19 protein-coding genes are annotated in these 17,951 nt (G+C 64.8%); 10 read left to right on the top strand and 9 right to left on the bottom strand.

What is annotated here, in order from left to right; all coding sequences use genetic code 11:
- Positions 1–6 precede the first annotated feature (6 nt).
- Entirely contained in the window at positions 7–105 is a 99-nt protein-coding gene (locus RhoFasB10_RS12515; RefSeq protein WP_114330101.1) for a potassium-transporting ATPase subunit F, read from the bottom strand.
- Between the two features lie 370 nt (positions 106–475).
- Between RhoFasB10_RS12515 and RhoFasB10_RS12510 the strand changes: the two genes are divergently transcribed.
- Positions 476–1,168 (top strand): DUF998 domain-containing protein, encoded by a 693-nt coding sequence (locus tag RhoFasB10_RS12510; protein ID WP_167676691.1) that lies wholly within the window; start codon positions 476–478, stop codon positions 1,166–1,168.
- Between the two features lie 113 nt (positions 1,169–1,281).
- On the opposite strand, the gene RhoFasB10_RS12505 is transcribed toward RhoFasB10_RS12510, so the two are convergent.
- Both RhoFasB10_RS12505 and RhoFasB10_RS12500 read right to left on the bottom strand, forming a co-directional pair.
- Positions 1,282–2,016, bottom strand: coding sequence for an EAL domain-containing protein (locus RhoFasB10_RS12505; RefSeq protein WP_068430757.1), 735 nt, complete (start codon positions 2,014–2,016; stop codon positions 1,282–1,284).
- Positions 2,013–3,260 carry a helix-turn-helix domain-containing protein gene (locus RhoFasB10_RS12500; RefSeq protein ID WP_068430754.1) on the bottom strand — a complete coding sequence of 416 codons (1,248 nt, stop codon included), beginning with the start codon at positions 3,258–3,260 and terminating at the stop codon, positions 2,013–2,015. The genes RhoFasB10_RS12505 and RhoFasB10_RS12500 overlap by 4 nt, the downstream gene beginning before the upstream one ends.
- A gap of 257 nt (positions 3,261–3,517) precedes the next feature.
- On the opposite strand from RhoFasB10_RS12500, the gene RhoFasB10_RS12495 reads away from it, so the two are divergent.
- Genes RhoFasB10_RS12495 through RhoFasB10_RS12485 form a run of 3 tightly spaced genes read left to right on the top strand, consistent with a single transcriptional unit; the run spans position 3,518 to position 6,536 of the window.
- Entirely contained in the window at positions 3,518–3,886 is a 369-nt protein-coding gene (locus RhoFasB10_RS12495; RefSeq protein WP_068431038.1) for a YciI family protein, read from the top strand.
- Complete coding sequence (locus RhoFasB10_RS12490) at positions 3,877–5,133, top strand: DUF6596 domain-containing protein (RefSeq protein ID WP_167676608.1); 1,257 nt, start codon at positions 3,877–3,879, stop codon at positions 5,131–5,133. Before RhoFasB10_RS12495 ends, RhoFasB10_RS12490 begins: the two co-directional genes overlap by 10 nt.
- On the top strand, positions 5,133–6,536 hold the full coding sequence (locus RhoFasB10_RS12485; RefSeq protein WP_068430751.1) for an FAD-binding oxidoreductase: 1,404 nt from the start codon (positions 5,133–5,135) through the stop codon (positions 6,534–6,536). Before RhoFasB10_RS12490 ends, RhoFasB10_RS12485 begins: the two co-directional genes overlap by 1 nt.
- Here RhoFasB10_RS12485 and RhoFasB10_RS12480 read toward each other — a convergent pair.
- Positions 6,521–7,825, bottom strand: coding sequence for an NAD(P)/FAD-dependent oxidoreductase (locus RhoFasB10_RS12480; RefSeq protein WP_068430748.1), 1,305 nt, complete (start codon positions 7,823–7,825; stop codon positions 6,521–6,523). The two genes, RhoFasB10_RS12485 and RhoFasB10_RS12480, sit on opposite strands and share 16 nt — an antisense overlap.
- 120 nt (positions 7,826–7,945) lie before the next feature.
- On the opposite strand from RhoFasB10_RS12480, the gene RhoFasB10_RS12475 reads away from it, so the two are divergent.
- The gene (locus tag RhoFasB10_RS12475) at positions 7,946–8,836 is read left to right on the top strand and encodes a LysR family transcriptional regulator (RefSeq protein ID WP_068431035.1); all 891 of its coding nucleotides are present in this window, start codon (positions 7,946–7,948) and stop codon (positions 8,834–8,836) included.
- Here the strand turns inward: RhoFasB10_RS12475 and RhoFasB10_RS12470 are convergent.
- Positions 8,833–9,378 (bottom strand): hypothetical protein, encoded by a 546-nt coding sequence (locus RhoFasB10_RS12470; RefSeq protein WP_167676606.1) that lies wholly within the window; start codon positions 9,376–9,378, stop codon positions 8,833–8,835. The two genes, RhoFasB10_RS12475 and RhoFasB10_RS12470, sit on opposite strands and share 4 nt — an antisense overlap.
- 242 nt (positions 9,379–9,620) lie before the next feature.
- On the opposite strand from RhoFasB10_RS12470, the gene RhoFasB10_RS12465 reads away from it, so the two are divergent.
- Entirely contained in the window at positions 9,621–10,466 is an 846-nt protein-coding gene (locus RhoFasB10_RS12465) for an alpha/beta fold hydrolase (RefSeq protein ID WP_068430742.1), read from the top strand.
- Here RhoFasB10_RS12465 and RhoFasB10_RS12460 read toward each other — a convergent pair.
- Positions 10,456–10,761, bottom strand: coding sequence for a hypothetical protein (locus tag RhoFasB10_RS12460; protein ID WP_068430739.1), 306 nt, complete (start codon positions 10,759–10,761; stop codon positions 10,456–10,458). The two genes, RhoFasB10_RS12465 and RhoFasB10_RS12460, sit on opposite strands and share 11 nt — an antisense overlap.
- A 133-nt stretch (positions 10,762–10,894) precedes the next feature.
- On the opposite strand from RhoFasB10_RS12460, the gene RhoFasB10_RS12455 reads away from it, so the two are divergent.
- Together RhoFasB10_RS12455 and RhoFasB10_RS12450 are read left to right on the top strand one after the other, a co-directional pair.
- On the top strand, positions 10,895–11,614 hold the full coding sequence (locus RhoFasB10_RS12455) for a hypothetical protein (protein WP_084423985.1): 720 nt from the start codon (positions 10,895–10,897) through the stop codon (positions 11,612–11,614).
- 73 nt (positions 11,615–11,687) lie between these two features.
- Positions 11,688–12,863 (top strand): ATP-binding protein, encoded by a 1,176-nt coding sequence (locus tag RhoFasB10_RS12450; protein ID WP_167676604.1) that lies wholly within the window; start codon positions 11,688–11,690, stop codon positions 12,861–12,863.
- 3 nt (positions 12,864–12,866) lie between these two features.
- Here RhoFasB10_RS12450 and RhoFasB10_RS12445 read toward each other — a convergent pair whose 3' ends face one another.
- Together RhoFasB10_RS12445 and RhoFasB10_RS12440 are read right to left on the bottom strand one after the other, a co-directional pair.
- Entirely contained in the window at positions 12,867–13,712 is an 846-nt protein-coding gene (locus RhoFasB10_RS12445; protein ID WP_068430734.1) for a glucose 1-dehydrogenase, read from the bottom strand.
- A 130-nt stretch (positions 13,713–13,842) separates the two neighbouring features.
- Positions 13,843–14,418: a TetR/AcrR family transcriptional regulator gene (locus tag RhoFasB10_RS12440; RefSeq protein WP_068430732.1), complete on the bottom strand. Its 576-nt coding sequence runs from the start codon at positions 14,416–14,418 to the stop codon at positions 13,843–13,845.
- A gap of 77 nt (positions 14,419–14,495) precedes the next feature.
- Between RhoFasB10_RS12440 and RhoFasB10_RS12435 the strand changes: the two genes are divergently transcribed.
- Both RhoFasB10_RS12435 and RhoFasB10_RS12430 read left to right on the top strand, forming a co-directional pair.
- Positions 14,496–15,119 (top strand): NAD(P)H-dependent oxidoreductase, encoded by a 624-nt coding sequence (locus tag RhoFasB10_RS12435; protein WP_167676602.1) that lies wholly within the window; start codon positions 14,496–14,498, stop codon positions 15,117–15,119.
- Positions 15,120–15,283: 164 nt separating this feature from the next.
- The gene (locus RhoFasB10_RS12430) at positions 15,284–15,835 is read left to right on the top strand and encodes a hypothetical protein (RefSeq protein WP_167676601.1); all 552 of its coding nucleotides are present in this window, start codon (positions 15,284–15,286) and stop codon (positions 15,833–15,835) included.
- A gap of 88 nt (positions 15,836–15,923) precedes the next feature.
- On the opposite strand, the gene dnaB is transcribed toward RhoFasB10_RS12430, so the two are convergent.
- Positions 15,924–17,312, bottom strand: a complete 1,389-nt coding sequence (dnaB, locus tag RhoFasB10_RS12425; protein ID WP_157105416.1) for a replicative DNA helicase — start codon at positions 17,310–17,312, stop codon at positions 15,924–15,926.
- Positions 17,313–17,951: the final 639 nt, after the last annotated feature.

The raw sequence follows: 17,951 nt of genomic DNA, 5'->3' as shown, positions 1-17,951 counted from the left end.
TCGGCGTCAGAACCTCTCGGGATCGAGCAGCGCGATCAGGAGGTAGACGACCGTGACTGCTGCGAGTGCGATCGCCACGACGCTCACGACTCCTGAATACGTGATCACTGTGTTGCTCCAAGTGCCCGTACGACGAGCGCGCACGACGCGAACGCGGCGAGTACGACGGCTAGGTAAGCGAAATCGGCCATGACCCCAGCTTCGGCTCGTCGACGCGTCCGGACGACGATTCTTACGAGCTCCTTACGGACCGACCGTGCGTTCTTGACGACATTATTACGGCACCGACCGTCCGGTTCCCGACGCGAACCTGAGAGTGGCACTGGTCATTTCGGGCAGGCTCTCAGGTTCGGGCCGTAGGGTGTGCCGGAACCACGCTCGACGCGACAGGGAGTTTCTCATCAGTCACGAACGCCGAACCCACAACCTTCGTCATCTGGCAGCGGGGACGGCCTGGATACTCTCGTTCGCCTATCTGTTGGCAGAGGTATTCACCGCCGCGGCCTGGAAGACGCCGTACAGCTTCGCCCGAGATTCGATCAGCTCTCTCGGGGTCACCACGTGCGACGTCGACTCGTGTTCACCGATGCACGACGTGATGAACTCGTCGTTCATCGTGCTCGGCGCCCTTACGCTGGTCGGCGCGGTGTTTCTTCACCGACACATCAGAAGCGGCCGGGAGAAGAAGTGGATCCTCTCGCTCGCGGTCGTCATTGCCGTCAGTACCGCCGCGACTGGCCTGTTCCCCGCGAACGACGGCACGATCGTCCACTGGACCGCGGTACTTCCCGGATTCATCGCCCGGCATGTCGTACTCGTGTTGATCGCATGGCATCTGTGGCACGAACGACGACTGGTCGCAGTGTGGTCCGCTGTGTGTGCGGCGGTCGGAGTGGTGGGCGCAATCCTGATGGTCGCGCAGACGCTGCACTTCGGCCTCGGGGAGCGCCTCGCGCTGTATCCCATGCCGACATGGATGGCCGTCACGGGCACGGCGGTCCTGTTCGCCCTGGCCCGGCGGACGGTGCTCGCCCGGTTCGACTTCACGTTCGCCCGTGATCCCCGGCGGTGGATTCGGCGGGCGGCCGTCGAGAGTATGCCGACCCTGGTAAGGGAGAAGCCGGGGAAAGCCGAAGCTGGGCGTGATGTCCCAGTCGCTTCCGTATGAACCGGGATCTCTGATGTGACCACCGCGAGTGGGACATGTCGCCCACGAGAGACCGGCCGCGCAACGAGTTTCGCACAGTGGGCCCTCGACCACGTCGACGAGTTCCGCTGACGTCAGCGCTCCACGTCGCCGATGGAGGAGATGGACACGGGCCGCCCGTAGAACCAGCCCTGACCCAGAGTGGCACCGAGGTCGACGGCGCGGGCCCGGTCACGTTCAGTCTCGATGCCTTCGGCCACCATCACCGCGGATGCGTCGTCGACATGCTGTCGAACCGCACGAAGCACACGACGGGACCGAATCGTCCCCGGGTGGCGCAGAATTCGCGCGTCGAGTTTGACGATGTCGGGTTCGACGATGCGTAGTGCCTCCAGCGTGCTCCAGTTCGAGCCGACGTCGTCGAGTGCGATGGTGATTCCACGACGGCGTGCCGCTCGGACCATGGCGCGCAGACCGTCGGGGTCGACGTCGAGGCCACGTTCGGTGATCTCGAGTACGACATCGAGGTCGTCTGCGAGCGTGTCGAGGTGCGCCTCCATCCGAACCGGATCGGCTGCGCCGCACGGTTCGACGTTGAGGAACAACGTGAGGCCACGCACCGACAACGACGATCGAGCTTCTCTGACTGCCGCAGTGCGGCAAGCGATGTCGACGTCGGCCACGACGCCGCGTCGCCGGGCGAGCGCGAACACTTCGGCAGGATCGACGCCTTCGACGGTTGGCCAGCGCGCTAGCGCCTCGACGCCGACGACTCCGCCGGTGTCGAGCGTGACCACGGGCTGGAAGGACGGGATCATCGCATCGATCGCCACGAGTGCGGCGCGTGCGGACATCGACGTGACGGTCATCGCCTGGACGCCTCCGACGGAGTGTGCGCATCCAACGAGTCCGCGATCAATGCGGCATGCAGCGACCGTAGGCCGGACGACTTCATGGGGTCGATTCCGGTGATCTGCTCGATGCGCTTGAGTCGATAGTCGACGGTATTGGGGTGCACGACAAGTTGCTTGGCCGCCTTCTTGCGGTTGGCTTCGGCTCCGACGAACGCACGTAGGGTCGGCAGCAGATCCGGAACCACCCGCAGCGGGTCGAGCAGTTTCTGCAGGTGCCGTCTTCCGACGCCGGGGCGCGCGATCTGAAATTCGAGCGCGAGGTCGGAGATGCGGTGCACGCCCGGTCGATACTCGAGTCGCTGGACGAGACGGAGAAGCTCGTACGCGTTCTCGGCCGCGTCCGGAACATGATCCATCGTCGCCGTCACCGACGCCGCGTAGATCGAGATGCCACCTGCCGCGCTCATGCGCTCGACGATCGTCTCCGCACTGTTCGACGCCGTGTCGGGCACCAGGACGGTGCCACCGGTCGGACTCAGCACGGCCAGCGCGAGAGACGGGGACACACAGTCGGCAACGGCGGCGTGGATACGGCGCTGCTTCATTCCCGCGGCTATGTCCCGCTCGGCCGGGGACCCCTTCTCGTCGGGGTGCGGCGGAAAGTGCAACGCGATGACGTCGTACGACGCGGCCAATTCGATGCCGGACCGCTCGGCAAGGCGCTGCGCACGGGTGCCGCCGGTCAGCAACGCGGTGGTCATCGAATGCCCGGCGTCGTCGTGCAGCGTCGCGGCGGCCCTGTACTCGTCCAGGTAGGCCGACGTAACCGCTTCGGACACGACGTCGAGAAGCCCGAACATCAACACCGCGCCGTCGACCAGCGCGGCATGTTCGTCGGCGTCCGCAGTGTCGGCGACCAGCCGCAATCCGGCCGAGAAGCCCACGTGGAACGCGTGCAGGATCGGCGCGATCTGCATGCCGGCCCGAGCCCACCTGGCTGCGTGTTCTCGCAGCCTCGTCAGGTCGACGGTGGACGGTTGCGTTCCGCTGTCGAGGACGTCTGCAGCGAGCTCGACGCACAGCGCGGCGATTTGAGCTACCTCGTCGCGGCCGTGGTCGTCGGTCAGTTCGGTGCAGTCGGTGCCATCGATGATGGCGTCGACCATTCTCGAAGTCGCGGCGCGGGTACTGCGCAGGCTGTGCGACGCCGGGCGGCCGCCCAGGAACACGGCAAGCGCGGCACCGGTAGGTGTTGCCATCCGAGCTCCCTTCCCGACCGCCTCGAAAACATACGATCAGATCACAATACGACAACAAACAGACTTTGCGACTGATTTCAGCGGGTTCTTCGATCTCGACGGCGGTAACGGGCACGCGTCGACAGTGAATGGGCCGCTGTTCGCGGCAGCTATGACCGAAAATTGGTCGAGCGTTGTCGATTGCGGCACGCGTCGATCGTCATCACGGTGAAAGACCGCACGACGCGGTGGAGATTGCAGACGACGAGGAGCACACCATGCGCTACGCACTTCTTCTGAACAATGCCGAACCTGCCGACGGGGAGATCCCCGAGGAGGCGATCGACCAGATGCAGCAAGCCTTCGGCGCGTACGGCGCAGCGCTGCAGGCCGCGGGAGTCCTCGTTGCAGCCGAGGTCCTGACCAACACAACTGCGACGACGACCGTCACGCTACGGAACGGAACCGTGCAGATTCAGGACGGCCCGTTCGCCGATACCAAGGAAGCACTCGGCGGCGTCTTCGTCATCGATGTTCCCGACCTGGACGCGGCGTTGATGTGGGCCGAGCGGTGCCCCGGCGCCCAGTACGGCGTCATCGAGGTACGGGCGGCGGCGACGTCCTTCGTCGACGGATCATGGACCTGACCAGCACCGTCGCACACGCCGAGGCGGCCGCCCGCACGTCGTACGGGCGGCTTCTCGCGATTCTGGTCGGGGCGAGCGGCGACATCACCAGCTCCGAGGACGCGTTGGCCGACGCGTTCGAGCGTGCGTTGACGACCTGGCCACGCAACGGCGTCCCGACCAACCCGGACGCGTGGCTGCTGACCGCGGCGCGGCATCGCCAGCGCGACGGTTGGAAATCGGCCGCCAGTCGGACCAGCGTTTCGCTCGACCCCGCAGTTCATGCCCGCAGCAGCGTAGACGACATCGACCCGGATGCCGTTCCGGACAAGCGACTGCAGCTGATGCTGATGTGCGCTCACCCGGCGATAGATCCGGCCGTACACACTCCGCTGATGTTGGACGTCGTCCTCGGCTGCACGGCGAAGCAGATCGCCCAGGCGTTCCCGCTCCCCACGTCGACCCTCGCGGCTCGTCTGGGACGGGCGAAGAAACGTATTCGCGATGCACACATCCCGTTCGAGCTGCCCGATCGATCGGTGCTTCCGGCTCGGCTGACGGCCGTCATGGCGGCGGTGCACGGTGCGTTCGCGATCGACTGGCACACCACCGGCACCGAGGTACGGGAGGGCCTCGCGGGGGAAGCGTTGCACCTCGTCGAGACTCTCTGTGTCCTGCTGCCGGACGACGCCGAGGCTCACGGTCTCGCTGCACTGATGTGTCTGTCACTCGCCAGGCTTCCGGCACGGTACGACGACGGCGTCCTCGTGCCGCTACCCGAGCAGGACGAGACGCGTTGGAACCAGGACCTTCTGTCACGCGGCGAGAACCACCTGCGCGTCGCACACGCGTCGACGAGCAGGGGGTCGCCGTTGGGCCGTTTTCAGCTCGAAGCCGCGATCGAGGCCGTACACTGTGCGCGCCGACGCACCGGCGTGACCGACTGGTATCACTTGGCCCAAGTCCATTCTGCGCTGCAGACGCTTGCACCGACGGTCGGCGGAGCAGTCGCGCTCGCCGTCGTCACAGCCGAAATCGACGGTCCTGCAGTCGGATTGCGGATGCTCGACGACGCGTCGGTCGCGACGTCGTTCCAGCCCGCGTGGGCGGCCCGCGCGAATCTCCTGGGGCGCCTCGGGCGCGTCGACGACGCAGCTGCCGCCTACGCCAAAGCGATGTCACTGTCTCCCGACGCGCCCACGCGCGAGTTCCTCCGGCGTCGACTCGAATCTCTCGGCCCGGACGAGGTTCCCGATAGCCTGACGTGATGGACTCTTCGTTCGACGCCGCTCTCGACGCCGCCGCCCCCGGGAGAATCCTGCGCGACGCCGACGCGATGGCTCGCTACTCGACGGACTGGACGCGCAGGTGGACGGGTTCGCCGCGAGCGGTCGCGAGGCCACGGTCGGTCGAGGACGTTGCCGCTGTGCTGGCTGTGTGCAACGACCATCGAGTATCCGTGGTTCCACAGGGCGGCAACACCGGCCTTGTCGGCGGCGCAGTTCCAGCGGACGGATCCGTCGTGGTGACCACCGAGGCACTGACATCGACTTCCGACGTGCGCGAGGACGGCTCGGTGACGGTCGGAGCCGGCGTCACGCTGCACGAACTGGAACGACTTGCTCAGGAGAACGGTCGGACGACCGGTTTGGCGCTCGCGTCCGGGGCGTCGGCGACGGTCGGTGGCGTTGCCTCGACGAACGCCGGTGGCGCGCGGGTGCTGCGGTACGGCACGGCGCGTGACCGGATCGGCGGCCTGCGGGCGGTGCTCGCGAACGGCGAGGTCGTCGACCGCCGGGTCGGTCTACGAAAGGACAACACCGGCTACGACCTGACGAACCTCCTCGTCGGATCCGAGGGCACGCTCGCGGTGATCACCGACGTGACGTGGAAGCTCGTCGCACCGCATCGCGATCGACTGGTTCTTGCATTCGCCTTCCCCGATTCGGGGAGTGCCGCCGATGCGCTGACCACCCTGCTGTCGTTTCCCGGGCTCGACGCAGTGGAGTGGGCAGCGGGAAGTGCCGTGAAACGTGCTGCGGCTCTTCTGGATACGACACCACCGCTGCCGACCGACGGCTTTTGGGTCTTCGTCGAGCTCGGGGACTCCGACGTCGGCGACCGCAGCCTCGTCGACGCCTCTGCACCGGTGATCGACTCGCTCACGGCGTCGGGATTGGACGCCGACCGGATCGCGGTCGCCGTCTCGGTCACCGAACGACGAGCACTGTGGTCGTTCCGCGAGCGCATCACCGAATCCGTCAGTGCTGCAGGCGTTCCCGTCAAGCTCGACGTCGGTGTGCCCGTGCACGAGTTCTGCGCGTTCGTAGACGCACTTCCGTCGACGGTGCACGGAGTGGACGCCGCCGCGATCCCAGTGCTGTTCGGACACTTCGCCGAGAGCAACATCCACGTCAACATCCTGCCCGGATCCGGAACCTTCTCCGAGGCCGTGGCCGAGGCGTTGGAAGACGCTGTCCTCGACCACGTGCTCTCGGTCGGAGGAACCGTCAGCGCCGAACACGGAGTCGGGCGAGCGAAACGTCGGTGGCTGACGCGTCAGCGCGGGGCCGTCCAGGTTCAGGCGATGGCTGCGATCAAGAACGCGTGGGACCCCCACTCGATCTTGAACCCGGGCGTGCTGTTCGACCGAGGTCAGGCTGCAATCTGATCCTCTTCCCGCTCGTCGACCTTCTCCCAGCGATCGGTGTACTGGAAGTGCGGGCGACGGTCACCGATGTACGAGCTGAGCCACGAGACGACCGCGACGTAGCGATTCCTGAAGCCGACCATGTACAGCAGGTGCACCGCGAGCCACATGACCCAGGCGATCGGTCCGGACATGTCGACCTTGCCGAACAACCGTGCGACGGCACTGAATCTGCCGACGATCGACATGCTTCCCTTGTCGACGTACTCGAACGCGGTCCCGTTCTCGACCTTGCCGGTGATCATCTTCGCGACGTGGCGTCCCTGTTGCATCGCGACGGGCGACTGGCCGGGCAGGCCGTTCAGCGACGTCACGTCGCCGATGGCGTAGACGTCCTTCGACGTACCGACCGTGAGGTCGTCGTGCACCAGAAGACGTCCGGCCCGATCGGTGTCGCAACCGGTTCGCTCGGCGACGGTTCCAGCCAGATCGCTTGCCTGGACGCCGGCCGACCAGATGACGGTCTTGGCCGCGATGGTGCGGGAGGTCTTGGTGTCGACATCCTGGATCGTGACCACGTCTTCGTCGATGTCGGTGACGAGCGCGCCGGTGACGACGTCGACTCCCGATTTCTCGAGCTTCGTGCGCGCGTAACTCGACAGCTTGCCGCCGAATGCGGGCAGAACGTCCTTGACGCCGTCGACCAGCGTGACGGTGACGTCGTCGGGAGAGATGTCGGGGAACGAGCCAGCGAAGTACCGCTGGGCGAGGTCCCTGATCTGGCCGGCGAGTTCGACGCCCGTTGCACCGGCGCCGACGACCACGAAGCTCAGCAGGTCCTTCTTCACGGCCGGGTCGGAGGCCAGATGTGCATTCTCGTAGCAGCTCAGGATCTGCTCGCGCAGTGCGATGGCGTCGTCGACGGTCTTGAGCGCGAACGTGCGGTCCTTGAACTCGTCTCGTCCGAAGTAGGCCTGGGTGGCGCCTGTCGCGACGATGAGCTTGCCGAAGCCGATCGTGTGCGTCGCACCCGCGGCGGTGTACGTGACCTGGTGCTTGTCGGGATCGACATCGACGACGCGTCCCAGACGGACGTCGGCCGAGTCGTACTCGGCAAGGATGCGCCGGATCGGCGGGGCGATCTCGCCGGTCGACAGCATGCCCGTCGCGGCCTGGTAGAGCAACGGCTGGAAGAGATGTTCGGTCGTGCTGGAGATGAGGGAGAACCGTACGCCCGCCTTGCCCAGAGTCTTGGCGGCGGCCAGTGCTCCGAATCCTGATCCGACGATGACGACCTCGTACGTGTCCACTGTCTTGCATCCCTTTCCCACGAATCGATCTTCCACACTCCATAGAACGCGGGCACGAAGTCGTTATCAACGCGAAAGTTGGAATAGCATCGATGAGCGAAACTCATGGATGGAGGCGACGTGGAGCTGAGGCAGCTGAAGTATTTCCTGGCCGTGGGCGAGGAATTGAGTTTCTCTCGGGCGGCCGAGCGCTGCTATGTGTCCCAATCTGCAATCAGTCTCCAGATAGCCAAGCTCGAACGCGAGATGGGCGAACCGCTGTTCGAGCGGTCGTCGAGATCGGTCCGATTGACCGTTGTCGGAGCACAATTGGTGTCGATCGCGCGGCATATGCTCGAACTCGAGCAGGCAGCGCTGGCGCTGACGACCCGGAAGCAGAACCAGCTACGCCTCACCGGCAACATGACGTTCGCCGCGAACGCGCTCGCCGCGATCGTTCGCGTCCGCGAGCGGCATCCCGAAGCGGAGATCGACTTCGTGCTGAAACGATTCGCCGAACAAATCGACGCAGTCATGTCCGGGGACTGCCAAGTGGCGTTGATTCGCGGAAGCGTCGAGCGGTCGAGCCTGCAGGTCACCGAGTTGTGGACCGAAGATCTGGTGGTCGTGCTCGCCGAAGGTCATCCGCTGGCCCGTGGTGAGAACCCCAGCCTCGAACAGTTGGCCGCGTACCCGCTGCTGCTACCGAAACGTTCCGATCAAATCCTGCTGCACCGTGTGATCGAGGGCGCGATGAAACGCAGTGGTCTGCGGCTGACGTTCGGTCCGCCCGTTGCCCCTGATCACACCGCCAGCGCCGAATTGCTCAACCATCCCGAATGCTGGTCGATCATCTACGCGAGCACTGCGGAGAGCACGCCGAAGACCGGTCTTGCATTCCGCACCGAAGCGCACCGCAGGCTGCAGTTGGCGGTCTCGGCCGTCGTCGACTCGTCGATTCCGGCGACGGACATTCAACGGGACCTCATCGAGGCACTCGCCGACACGGCACCGGATCAGACGATCGACTAGAAAACTCCGGCCTCACGCATCCGCTGAACGACGAACGCTCCGCCGTAGACGTCGTCGAGCGGCCGCGGTTCGGACAGCGGCGAGAACGCCACTCCGAATCTGGCCGAGTCCGAGTTCATCTGCGCGACAACCACATCCACTGCATAACTGCGATTCTCGATAGTCACGTCGCCCGCGCGGTAGTAGTAGTCGTCGACGCCGACGCGCACCGCGCGCTGCTCCATCGTGCTATTGCCCATCGCCATCGCGTTCCACTTCTGGGCGGTCAACCCGACACAGGAATAGACGTTGTCGAATGTGGTGTCGTAGTCGGAGCCAGGCGTCACGGAACCGCCGCCGATCGAGCCGTCGGAACGCGATACCCAGTGGTCGGCCCATTCCGGAGGCTCATCGCCGGTGACGCGGACGCTCGACACACCGGCGTCGGAACACCGTCCGGTCGCCGCGTGCACCGACTCGCCGCACGCCGACGTCGCGGCGCCGAGCACCGCGCAGACTGCTCCGAGGGCCACCGAACTCCCCCTGACCCGTGACCACGTCATGGAGGAACCATACCCTTCGGCATGTTTCGACGTGCCTGGGCGTCGGAAACCTCTGTGACGGAACGGTTTTGGGGCGCTGTCACCGCTTGAATGGTTCATTCATACGATCAGATGGCTTCAATAGTTCATTCATGCCCCCGAGTGGCGCGGTCGCGAGCCGTATGCCGCCGCTGTCGTAACCGAATATTTCCTTGCTACTCCCTATGCTTCCCTATTTTGCTCCTTCAGTGCACAATACGTTCATGACAACGACACAGATCTACACCTCTACCGCCGGAGCCGACGACGTCGCGCGCCGCTACCGCGCCATGCTCGACAGCTGGCCCGTGCCGTCGGAGAAGCGACGCGTCTCGACGCGAGCAGGCGAAACGCACGTCGTCACGTCCGGCCCAGCGAATGCTCCGGCGCTCGTTCTGCTGCACGGGTCGGGATCGCATGCCGGAACCTGGATCGGCGACATTGCCACCTGGGCGCGCGAATTCCGAGTCCACGCCGTCGACATGCTGGGCGAACCCGGCGGAAGCGACCCTGTGCGACTTCCCTTGGACACGGACGCACTCGCGTCCTGGCTGGACGAGGTACTCGACGCCCTCGACGTCGCGCACACGTCTTTCGTCGGGATGTCGCTCGGCGGTTGGACAGCACTCGACTACGCGATTCGTCGACCGACCCGCGTCGACAAGCTGGTGTTGCTGTGCCCGGGCGGAATCGGTCGCCAGACGATGGGATGGCTACCGAAGGCCCTGCTCTTGCGCGCTTTCGGCAAGCGTGGGCGGCGACGCACCGCGCAGATGGTGACGGGTCTGCACACCGCCTCCGCTGCACCGGTTCTCGACGACGTGGTACGCATTTTCGCGCACTTCAAGCCGCGCACGGAGCGACTGCCGATATTCTCCGACGACGACCTCCGCGGCATCTCGATTCCCGTGCAGGTGATCGTCGGCGACCGTGATGTCATGATGGATTCCGCCGAAACGGCCAGTCGTGTAAGGAAATCGATCGCCGACGCGTCGGTCACGGTACTGCCCGACACCGGACACGCCGTCGTCGGACAGACGGATACGGTGATGAGGTTCCTCAGGAGTTGATCCGGACCGTCCCGGTCAGGTCCGGCCACGGCGGACGCCGTAGGACTGCAAGGGCGGAGATCGTCGCCGCTACCAGTCCGACCGCGATACCGAACATCGCGATGCGCGTCTGATCCACCGCAGGCGTCCACGTGCATTTTCCATCCACTACAACGAACAACCCTGCCGCCGTGCGTGATCCGTCGGACCGAACGGAGGAGACAGCGATGATGGTCGCGCCGTCGGCAGCTGTGTGTGGGTCACCGAACACGAGCGTCGACGGCTCCGCACGGATCAACCTGTCTCGCATACTCATGTTTCCACCCCTGCCTACTCGCGCCCGAAACCAACCATACGGATCGGCTCCCGGTGAGACTCGAAAATGACTGGACAGGAACGGATGGCGGTGAGGAGGATTTCCTGGACAATCCCGTCGCCGAGAGGAATCCATGCTGCCCGACCTCAGTGATCCGCCCCTGATCCTGCCCGCCGAACACGTCGCCCCCGAGTCGTACGACAATCTGGACGTCTATCTGCCCGCCGACGGCCTGCCTGCCCCGTGTGTGTTGCTCGTTCACGGACTCTTTCCCGAGAAACCCGCAGTGACACCGCGACATTCACGCTTCTACCGTGATTACGCGAGCCACTTGGCCCGGCGGGGAATCGCGGCCGGCGTCGTCGACCATGATCTCCTGAACGGATTCCTCTACCCCGAGGCACTTGAGACGGTCACGACGGCGTTAGATCGACTTCGTTCCTTGCCCACGACCGACGGCGACTCGGTGGGTGCGTGGTTCTTCTCCGGCGGTGGCCCGCTGGCTTACCCGCTTCTCGCCGAGCCGCCGTCGTGGCTGCGGTGCGTCGAACTGACGTACCCCGTTCTGCCCGGTCCCGGGACTCCGGGCTGGCCGACGCCGGCGCAAGCTATCGCGGGCATCGCGTCGGTGCCCACGTTCCTCACACTCGTCGAGCACGAGATACCGGATTTCGTCGACGGCCAGAACGGGTTCGTCGAACAAGCATCGAAGGTCGACGCACCGCTGGAGATTCAGAGGGTCGACGGCGTCGGACATGGCTTCGACGCAACGGCGGACGGACGGCACGCACGGGACGCGGTCTCCGCCGGCCTCGACTGGATGGTCGAGCGCCTGACCAACAGGCATCCCTAGCCCGGACGGGGGTTCTTCTGAAATTCACCGCCAGCGATTTACTTAGTTCTGGCGACACAATATAACTTTCGGTATGGAAAATCCCTTCACTCCCGACGCCGGAGCGCAGCCGGGCATGCTCGTCGGGCGCGAGGGATACCGAACTGCATTCACGACGCTGCTCGACGGGCTCGAACGCGGACATCCTCAGCAATCTCAGTGGGTGACCGGGTTGCGAGGAATGGGTAAGACCGTCCTCCTGCGTGAGTTCGCGCAGATCGCTCGTCGACGACGGTGGACGGTCGTCGACACCGGCGCTGTCCGACGCGACGACCTGGGGTTTCGCCGTCAGTTCACCTTCGAGTTCCGTAGTGCGCTGTTCTCCCTCGCGCCGCGCTCGCGCTGGTCGGGCGAGACCGAAGCCGCGGCACGGGCGCTGGGTTCGTTCGCGTCACCCCTCGGCGAGAACAGTCCGCTCACCGCACACTGGGACCTGACGGCGCCCGGCAGCGCCGACACCGGCGATCTCGCGGCTGACGTCACCGCCGTTCTCCTGGCGCTCGGCGAGGCAGCCCACGAGCACCGCACCGGCGTCGTCTTCGTCGTCGACGAGATGCATCACCTGACCGTCCGACAACTCGGCGCGCTGGTCGATGGGCTACACCGGACGTACCTGCGGGAGCTGCCCATCACCCTCGTCGGCGCCGGAATCCCCAGATCCGACGCGCTCATGCCCGAGACGCAGGTCCGCGCGAAGCGCCTCTTCGACTTCGTGGAACTGGAGGCGTTGTCCAGTGCCGAGACTGCCGATCTGCTACGCACGCATCAGGAATGGGACGACGACGCGATCGCATGGGCCGTCGAACGTACCGGTGGCGTTCCGGCCCTCGTCCAGTCGCTCGGGTACGTCCTGTGGCAGAGGGCTGGAGCCTCGGCCGTGGTGGGCGCAGCGGCAGAGACGGCCTACGTCGAGCACGTCGATCACCGCTACTTCGGCGCAATGCTCGCTCGGGCAACGGAACTGGAGCTGGCGTACTTGCGTGCGGTCGTCGATGCCACGGAGGAAACCGAGACCGCCCGGCTGCTCGAACGGACTGCACATCGATGCCACTCGACGCGAAGCGATCTCGTCGACAAAGGAATGATCTACCTGCGCGACGACGGGACGGCTGCCTTCACTGCGCCTGCGTTCGCGGACTATCTGACGCGGGCGATGCCGACGCTCGTCGTTCCGGCACAGAAATCGAGGCGCCGGCGATACGACCCGTGAGTGTTATCGAGTTGCGCCGGAGACGAATTCGTTCGCTGCCGCGACGACATCCGTCGCGAACGTGCCCAGCGTTACGCTCGTTGCACCGCCGTCGACGGGAATGACGGTCCCGTTGACGTATTCGGACAGCTCACTGGCCAGGAAGGTCGCGACGCCCGCGATGTCGGCGGGAAAGCCCACGCGACGCGACGGCTGGCCGGGGCCCAGTCGCTCGGCCAGGAACGTCGTGAACTCCTCGGATCGCCCGTCCTCGACGCCGAACGTGCGAGACATGATCGGGGTCATGATGATTCCGGGCGCGATGGCGTTGGCCCGGATTCCGTACTGGCCGAGTTCTGCGGCAGCCTGCCTTACGAGGCCCACGACCGCATGCTTGGCGGCGGTATAACCCACCGCACTCCACCCGCCCTGCAGGGCAGCAGCACTGGCGGTCGAGATGACCGAACCCGGCGAACCCTGCTGGATGAACTGGGCCGCGGCGTATTTGGTGCCGAGCAGAACGGACCGCGTCAGCAGCGCGATGGTCTTGTCGAAGCCGTCGGCATGCACGTCGAGAATCGTCGACGGGTCACCCTGTGCCCCTGCGTTGTTCACCATCACGTCGAGACGACCGAAGGTGTCGACGGTGAAGGCGACCGTCGACTCGATCGACTCCTCTTTCGTCACGTCGGAATGTACGAACGCGGCGTTCTCGCCGAGTTGACCGGCGAGTGCCGACCCGTCGTCGTCGCGGATGTCGGCGATGACGACCTTCGCACCCTCGGCGACGTACTTCTCGACGATCCCTCGCCCTATCCCGCTCGACCCGCCCGTGACGATGGCAACTTTGTCTTCGAGCAAACCGGGCATGGGTCCTCCTGGGGATGCGAATCTCGCCGAGACGGTTAGGCCGTCGAGCACAGAAGGACGCTACCGGCGGGTCGGCGTCCGAGACAGTCCTCGAAAGTGGACGTTTCGTCAGCGGGTGCGCTCGCGCCTTCTAGACGCGGCCGACCATCGCCTCGATCAACGACGACAGTTCAGCCCGGGCCTGGTTCGGTTCCAGTGCGTCCGCCGCGGCCGCGCGGGACAGCGCCTCGGCGGCACCGAAGATTGCGGTCATCGACGGTTGCGTGACTCCCGCGGGACCGGCGAACGGCTCCAGAAGTTCGCGGCAACGGTTCGAGTACTTCTCCTCGGCCGTCCGCTTGACCTGTTCGAGCTCGGGCGAGCCCTCCAGCGCGGCGAGAACCCCCGTCAGCTCCCGCCCCTGCGCGAGGGTGCATCCGACGTACGAGTTCGCGATCGCAGCAGCGCGCCCGGACAGCGTTGCGTCACTGTCGGCCAGATACTGCTCGAGCATGGCAGCCTGCCGGTCGTCGAACTCGGTGTACAGGTCGGCCAGAAGGGCGGCGCGCGACGCGAAATGGCTGTACACAACAGGTTTCGCAACGCCTGCGCGCTCTGCCAACCGGCCGAGCGTCAGGGCGTCGGCGCCTTCCTCCCGCACCAACGCCCACGACACGTCGATCAGCTGGTCGTACCTCTCGGCACGCGACAATCGCGTTCTCACCATCGGACACCTCCTTGCGCTATGTACCGATAGTAACCTACCGTTGGTACATAGCGTATTCGCCTCCGAAAGGACTTCTCATGAACAGCCTTGTCGTGGTGTCCCATGCCGACCCGAACTCGTTGACCCACCACGTCGCACACGCGACAGCCGACGCCCTGCGCGCCGCGGGAGGAGGCGTCGAACTCGCGGATCTTGCTGCCGAAGGATTCGATCCGAGGTTCGATTCCAGCGATCTCGACTTCTACCGGGGCAAGGGTTCGACGCCGAAACCTGTTGCTGCGGAGCAGGAACGTATCGATCGTGCCGACCATCTCGTACTGGTGTTCCCGATGTACTGGTGGTCGTTCCCCGCCCTTCTCAAGGGGTGGATCGACCGGGTGTTCGTGAACGGCTGGGCATTCGACTACACACCGGGTAGCAGCTTCGAGAAGAGGCTGGGACACCTCACGATCCACCTGGTCCCGGTTGCGGGCGACGACGCCGACAGCTTCCGTCGGCACGACATCCACGACGCCATCCGAATCCAGATGGAACGGGGAATCATCGAATACTGCGGTGCGACAGTCGGTTCGACGACCGTACTGCACGAGTCGGACACCAAGCCGGCCGACGTGTTGGCTGCGGAGGTTCGGGAAGTCGCGACGCAGGTCGCGTCGTCTGTGCATGGTCGCACCATCGTAGGCGCCGCGTCCGGTTCCTGACGGCGACGACAGGGCCCGCGCACACACTCGCCTGTATATCCATCGACGGACAGCCGATCGGAGGATATTCCGGACGCATCGTCGCTGCCATCATGATTTCCGACCCTGCCCTCACCCCTGAGTCGGAGTAAATCATGTTGATTGGACGACGAATTCTCGTAGCGATGACTGCAGCAGCAACGGCGTCACTGGCGTTGCTCGCACCGGGAGTCGCTGCGGCTCAGCCCATTCCGGGCAGCGCGGACATCACTACCGGTAGCGCTGAAGGCGCAGTGAACAGTGGCAGCGCCTTCCTCGACGCCGGCAGCAGCATCCTGGACGGCGATATTCGCGGCGGTGCACGTCGAATATTCGACGAAGGCATCTCGATCTTCAACAGCCTTCCCGGGTCGGGATCGGCTGCGCCACGCCAATTCTGCAACAACGCCACCATCGCCGGCGGGCCCGGCATCACCCAGACGAACCACGACCTGGGACGCAGCGGGCCACTGTCGTTCGGGATTTCATGGGAGACGTACGACATCCCGGACGTCATCGACGTCTTCTATCAGGGAGCTCTCGTCTTCAGCACCGGACCGATCGGCGACGACATCAACGAGGGCACCGGCGGGACTGTCATCAACCTTCCGCCAGGAACAGAAAGCTCGGTGCTCGTGAAGGTCACCGGCCCCGGTGGCACCGACTGGGATTACAACGTCGGTTGCCCCCTCGCCTGATACGCACCGAAGCGGGCCCGGTACTTTCCGGGCCCGCTTCGGCGGTTCGATCTGTACTCGGCCTCGACGAAATCAGCCGGGGGTGAACCTAACCCCGCGCCATATCCACGAACCGCGACAGGTGCAGCTGGTGCGCAACCGTGATGGTCGCGGTCGGACCGTTACGGTGCTTGCCGAGGATCAAGTCGGCCTCGCCGCCACGCGGGTCGTCACGCTCGATCGCGTCGGGACGGTGCAACAGGATGACCATGTCGGCGTCCTGCTCGAGCGATCCGGACTCACGAAGGTCGGACACCATGGGCTTCTTGTCGGTGCGCTGCTCGGGACCACGGTTGAGCTGACAAACCGCGACCACCGGCACTTCCAACTCCTTGGCGAGAAGCTTCAGCTGACGCGAGAAGTCCGAGACCTCCTGCTGACGTGATTCGACCTTCTTGCCCGACGACATCAGCTGAAGGTAGTCCACCACAACGAGTTTCAGCCCGTGACGCTGCTTCAGGCGACGCGCCTTCGCACGAATCTCCATCATCGTCAGGTTGGGGGAGTCGTCGACGAACAGCGGCGCCTCGCTGATCTCGCTCATACGACGCGCCAACCGTGTCCAGTCGTCGTCGGTCATCTTGCCCGAACGCATGTCGCCGAGCTTGATCTTCGCCTCTGCAGACAGCAGACGCATCACGATCTCGGTGCGGCTCATCTCCAGGGAGAAAATGACGCTCGGCAGTCCATGCTTGATCGAGCACGAACGCATGAAATCCATACTTAGGGTAGACTTACCTACACCAGGACGAGCCGCCACGATGATCATCTGACCTGCGTGAAGACCGTTGGTGATTTCGTCGAGCTCCGCGAATCCGGTTGGCACACCGAGCGAGATGCCGCCGCGGCTGGCGATGGAGTCGATCTCGTCCATCGTCGGCTGCAGCAGCTCTTCCAGAGGCAGGAAGTCCTCGGCGGTACGACGCTCGGTGACCTCGTACACCTCGGCCTGCGCACGGTCGACGACCTCGGCGACATCCTGACCGTCCGAGCCCGCATAACCGAACTGCACGATGCGAGTGCCTGCTTGCACCAGACGGCGCAGGATCGACTTCTCGCCGACGATCTCGGCGTAGAAGCCGGCGTTGGCTGCCGTCGGCACCGTCTGCGTCAAGGTGATCAAGTACGGCGGACCACCGATGCGCTTGAGCTCACCGCGACGATCGAGCTCGGCCGACACCGTCACCGGGTCGGCGGGCTCACCGCGGCTGTAGAGGTCGAGGATGGCGTCGTAGATGCTCTGGTGAGCCGGGCGGTAGAAGTCACCCGGTCGAAGCACCTCGAGAACGTCCGCAATGGCGTCCTTGCTCAGCAGCATGCCGCCGAGGACGGACTGCTCCGCCGCCATGTCCTGTGGAGGCTGTCGACCGAAATCCTCACCGGGCGCTTCGCTGGGGGGTGGTTCGGAGGAGTAGTCGGGCTGCCCTCGATCGTCCACAACTGCCACGCGAACTCGACCGTCCTTCCCATCGCACACCGCCGGCCGCTACCACTTCGCGACCCGTCGGAACAAGTTGTACATCGGCACACCGACACCCCCGTAGATGCCGAGACGTCCCCGCCGCCGTTCACGCCCAACCGGGCCGCGGAGACACGCTGGAGGCACGTTATGTGGTCTCGTCTCGCGTCACAACACGGGCTGTGGATGAATCTGTGGATCGAATGTGGATAGCGTTGAACAACTGTGTTGACCATCTGGGGACAACCTGGGTATAACTTCGCTCCCAGGTGGTATATCCGCTGCGTAGGCACTGTGCAGAAACTTTCTGTCCTGTGTATGAATTATCACCCGGCGTGTCGCCCGAGTTTGACAACTCGGGCGTGTTGAGTAAATGGCAAGTGAACTGGAGAGTGAATCCGGTCACAGTGCCTGGGAACACTCACAAATCCCGGCAAACGACCCGGTTTCCCTACTCGGCGGTAGATACAGACCATTCGGTCCTCGACATTGCGGACGTTCGGCCTCTGATTTTGCGGCCGCGCGTCCCTCGTATTTGTGCACCATTCAGCAGCCGCGCACGATGCAACCCGCGCACACACTGCAACCCGCGCACACGACCACCCGTCTCTTATACAA

The organism is Rhodococcus sp. B10, from assembly GCF_011770055.1.
Classification (GTDB): domain Bacteria; phylum Actinomycetota; class Actinomycetes; order Mycobacteriales; family Mycobacteriaceae; genus Rhodococcoides; species Rhodococcoides kyotonensis_B.
Note: the sequence above shows the minus strand (reverse complement) of the source record. Positions and strands in the feature narration are given on the sequence as shown.

Bases quoted from the DNA above. Each gene is read 5' to 3' on its own strand.
- RhoFasB10_RS12435 (WP_167676602.1), top strand. From the start codon at position 14,496: ATGAACAGCCTTGTCGTGGTGTCCCATGCCGACCCGAACTCGTTGACC.
- RhoFasB10_RS12455 (WP_084423985.1), top strand. From the start codon at position 10,895: ATGCTGCCCGACCTCAGTGATCCGCCCCTGATCCTGCCCGCCGAACAC.
- RhoFasB10_RS12470 (WP_167676606.1), bottom strand. From the start codon at position 9,378: ATGACGTGGTCACGGGTCAGGGGGAGTTCGGTGGCCCTCGGAGCAGTC.
- RhoFasB10_RS12495 (WP_068431038.1), top strand. From the start codon at position 3,518: ATGCGCTACGCACTTCTTCTGAACAATGCCGAACCTGCCGACGGGGAG.
- RhoFasB10_RS12440 (WP_068430732.1), bottom strand. From the start codon at position 14,418: ATGGTGAGAACGCGATTGTCGCGTGCCGAGAGGTACGACCAGCTGATC.
- RhoFasB10_RS12445 (WP_068430734.1), bottom strand. From the start codon at position 13,712: ATGCCCGGTTTGCTCGAAGACAAAGTTGCCATCGTCACGGGCGGGTCG.
- RhoFasB10_RS12450 (WP_167676604.1), top strand. From the start codon at position 11,688: ATGGAAAATCCCTTCACTCCCGACGCCGGAGCGCAGCCGGGCATGCTC.
- RhoFasB10_RS12465 (WP_068430742.1), top strand. From the start codon at position 9,621: ATGACAACGACACAGATCTACACCTCTACCGCCGGAGCCGACGACGTC.
- RhoFasB10_RS12460 (WP_068430739.1), bottom strand. From the start codon at position 10,761: ATGAGTATGCGAGACAGGTTGATCCGTGCGGAGCCGTCGACGCTCGTG.
- RhoFasB10_RS12430 (WP_167676601.1), top strand. From the start codon at position 15,284: ATGACTGCAGCAGCAACGGCGTCACTGGCGTTGCTCGCACCGGGAGTC.
- RhoFasB10_RS12485 (WP_068430751.1), top strand. From the start codon at position 5,133: ATGGACTCTTCGTTCGACGCCGCTCTCGACGCCGCCGCCCCCGGGAGA.
- RhoFasB10_RS12490 (WP_167676608.1), top strand. From the start codon at position 3,877: ATGGACCTGACCAGCACCGTCGCACACGCCGAGGCGGCCGCCCGCACG.
- RhoFasB10_RS12505 (WP_068430757.1), bottom strand. From the start codon at position 2,016: ATGACCGTCACGTCGATGTCCGCACGCGCCGCACTCGTGGCGATCGAT.
- RhoFasB10_RS12500 (WP_068430754.1), bottom strand. From the start codon at position 3,260: ATGGCAACACCTACCGGTGCCGCGCTTGCCGTGTTCCTGGGCGGCCGC.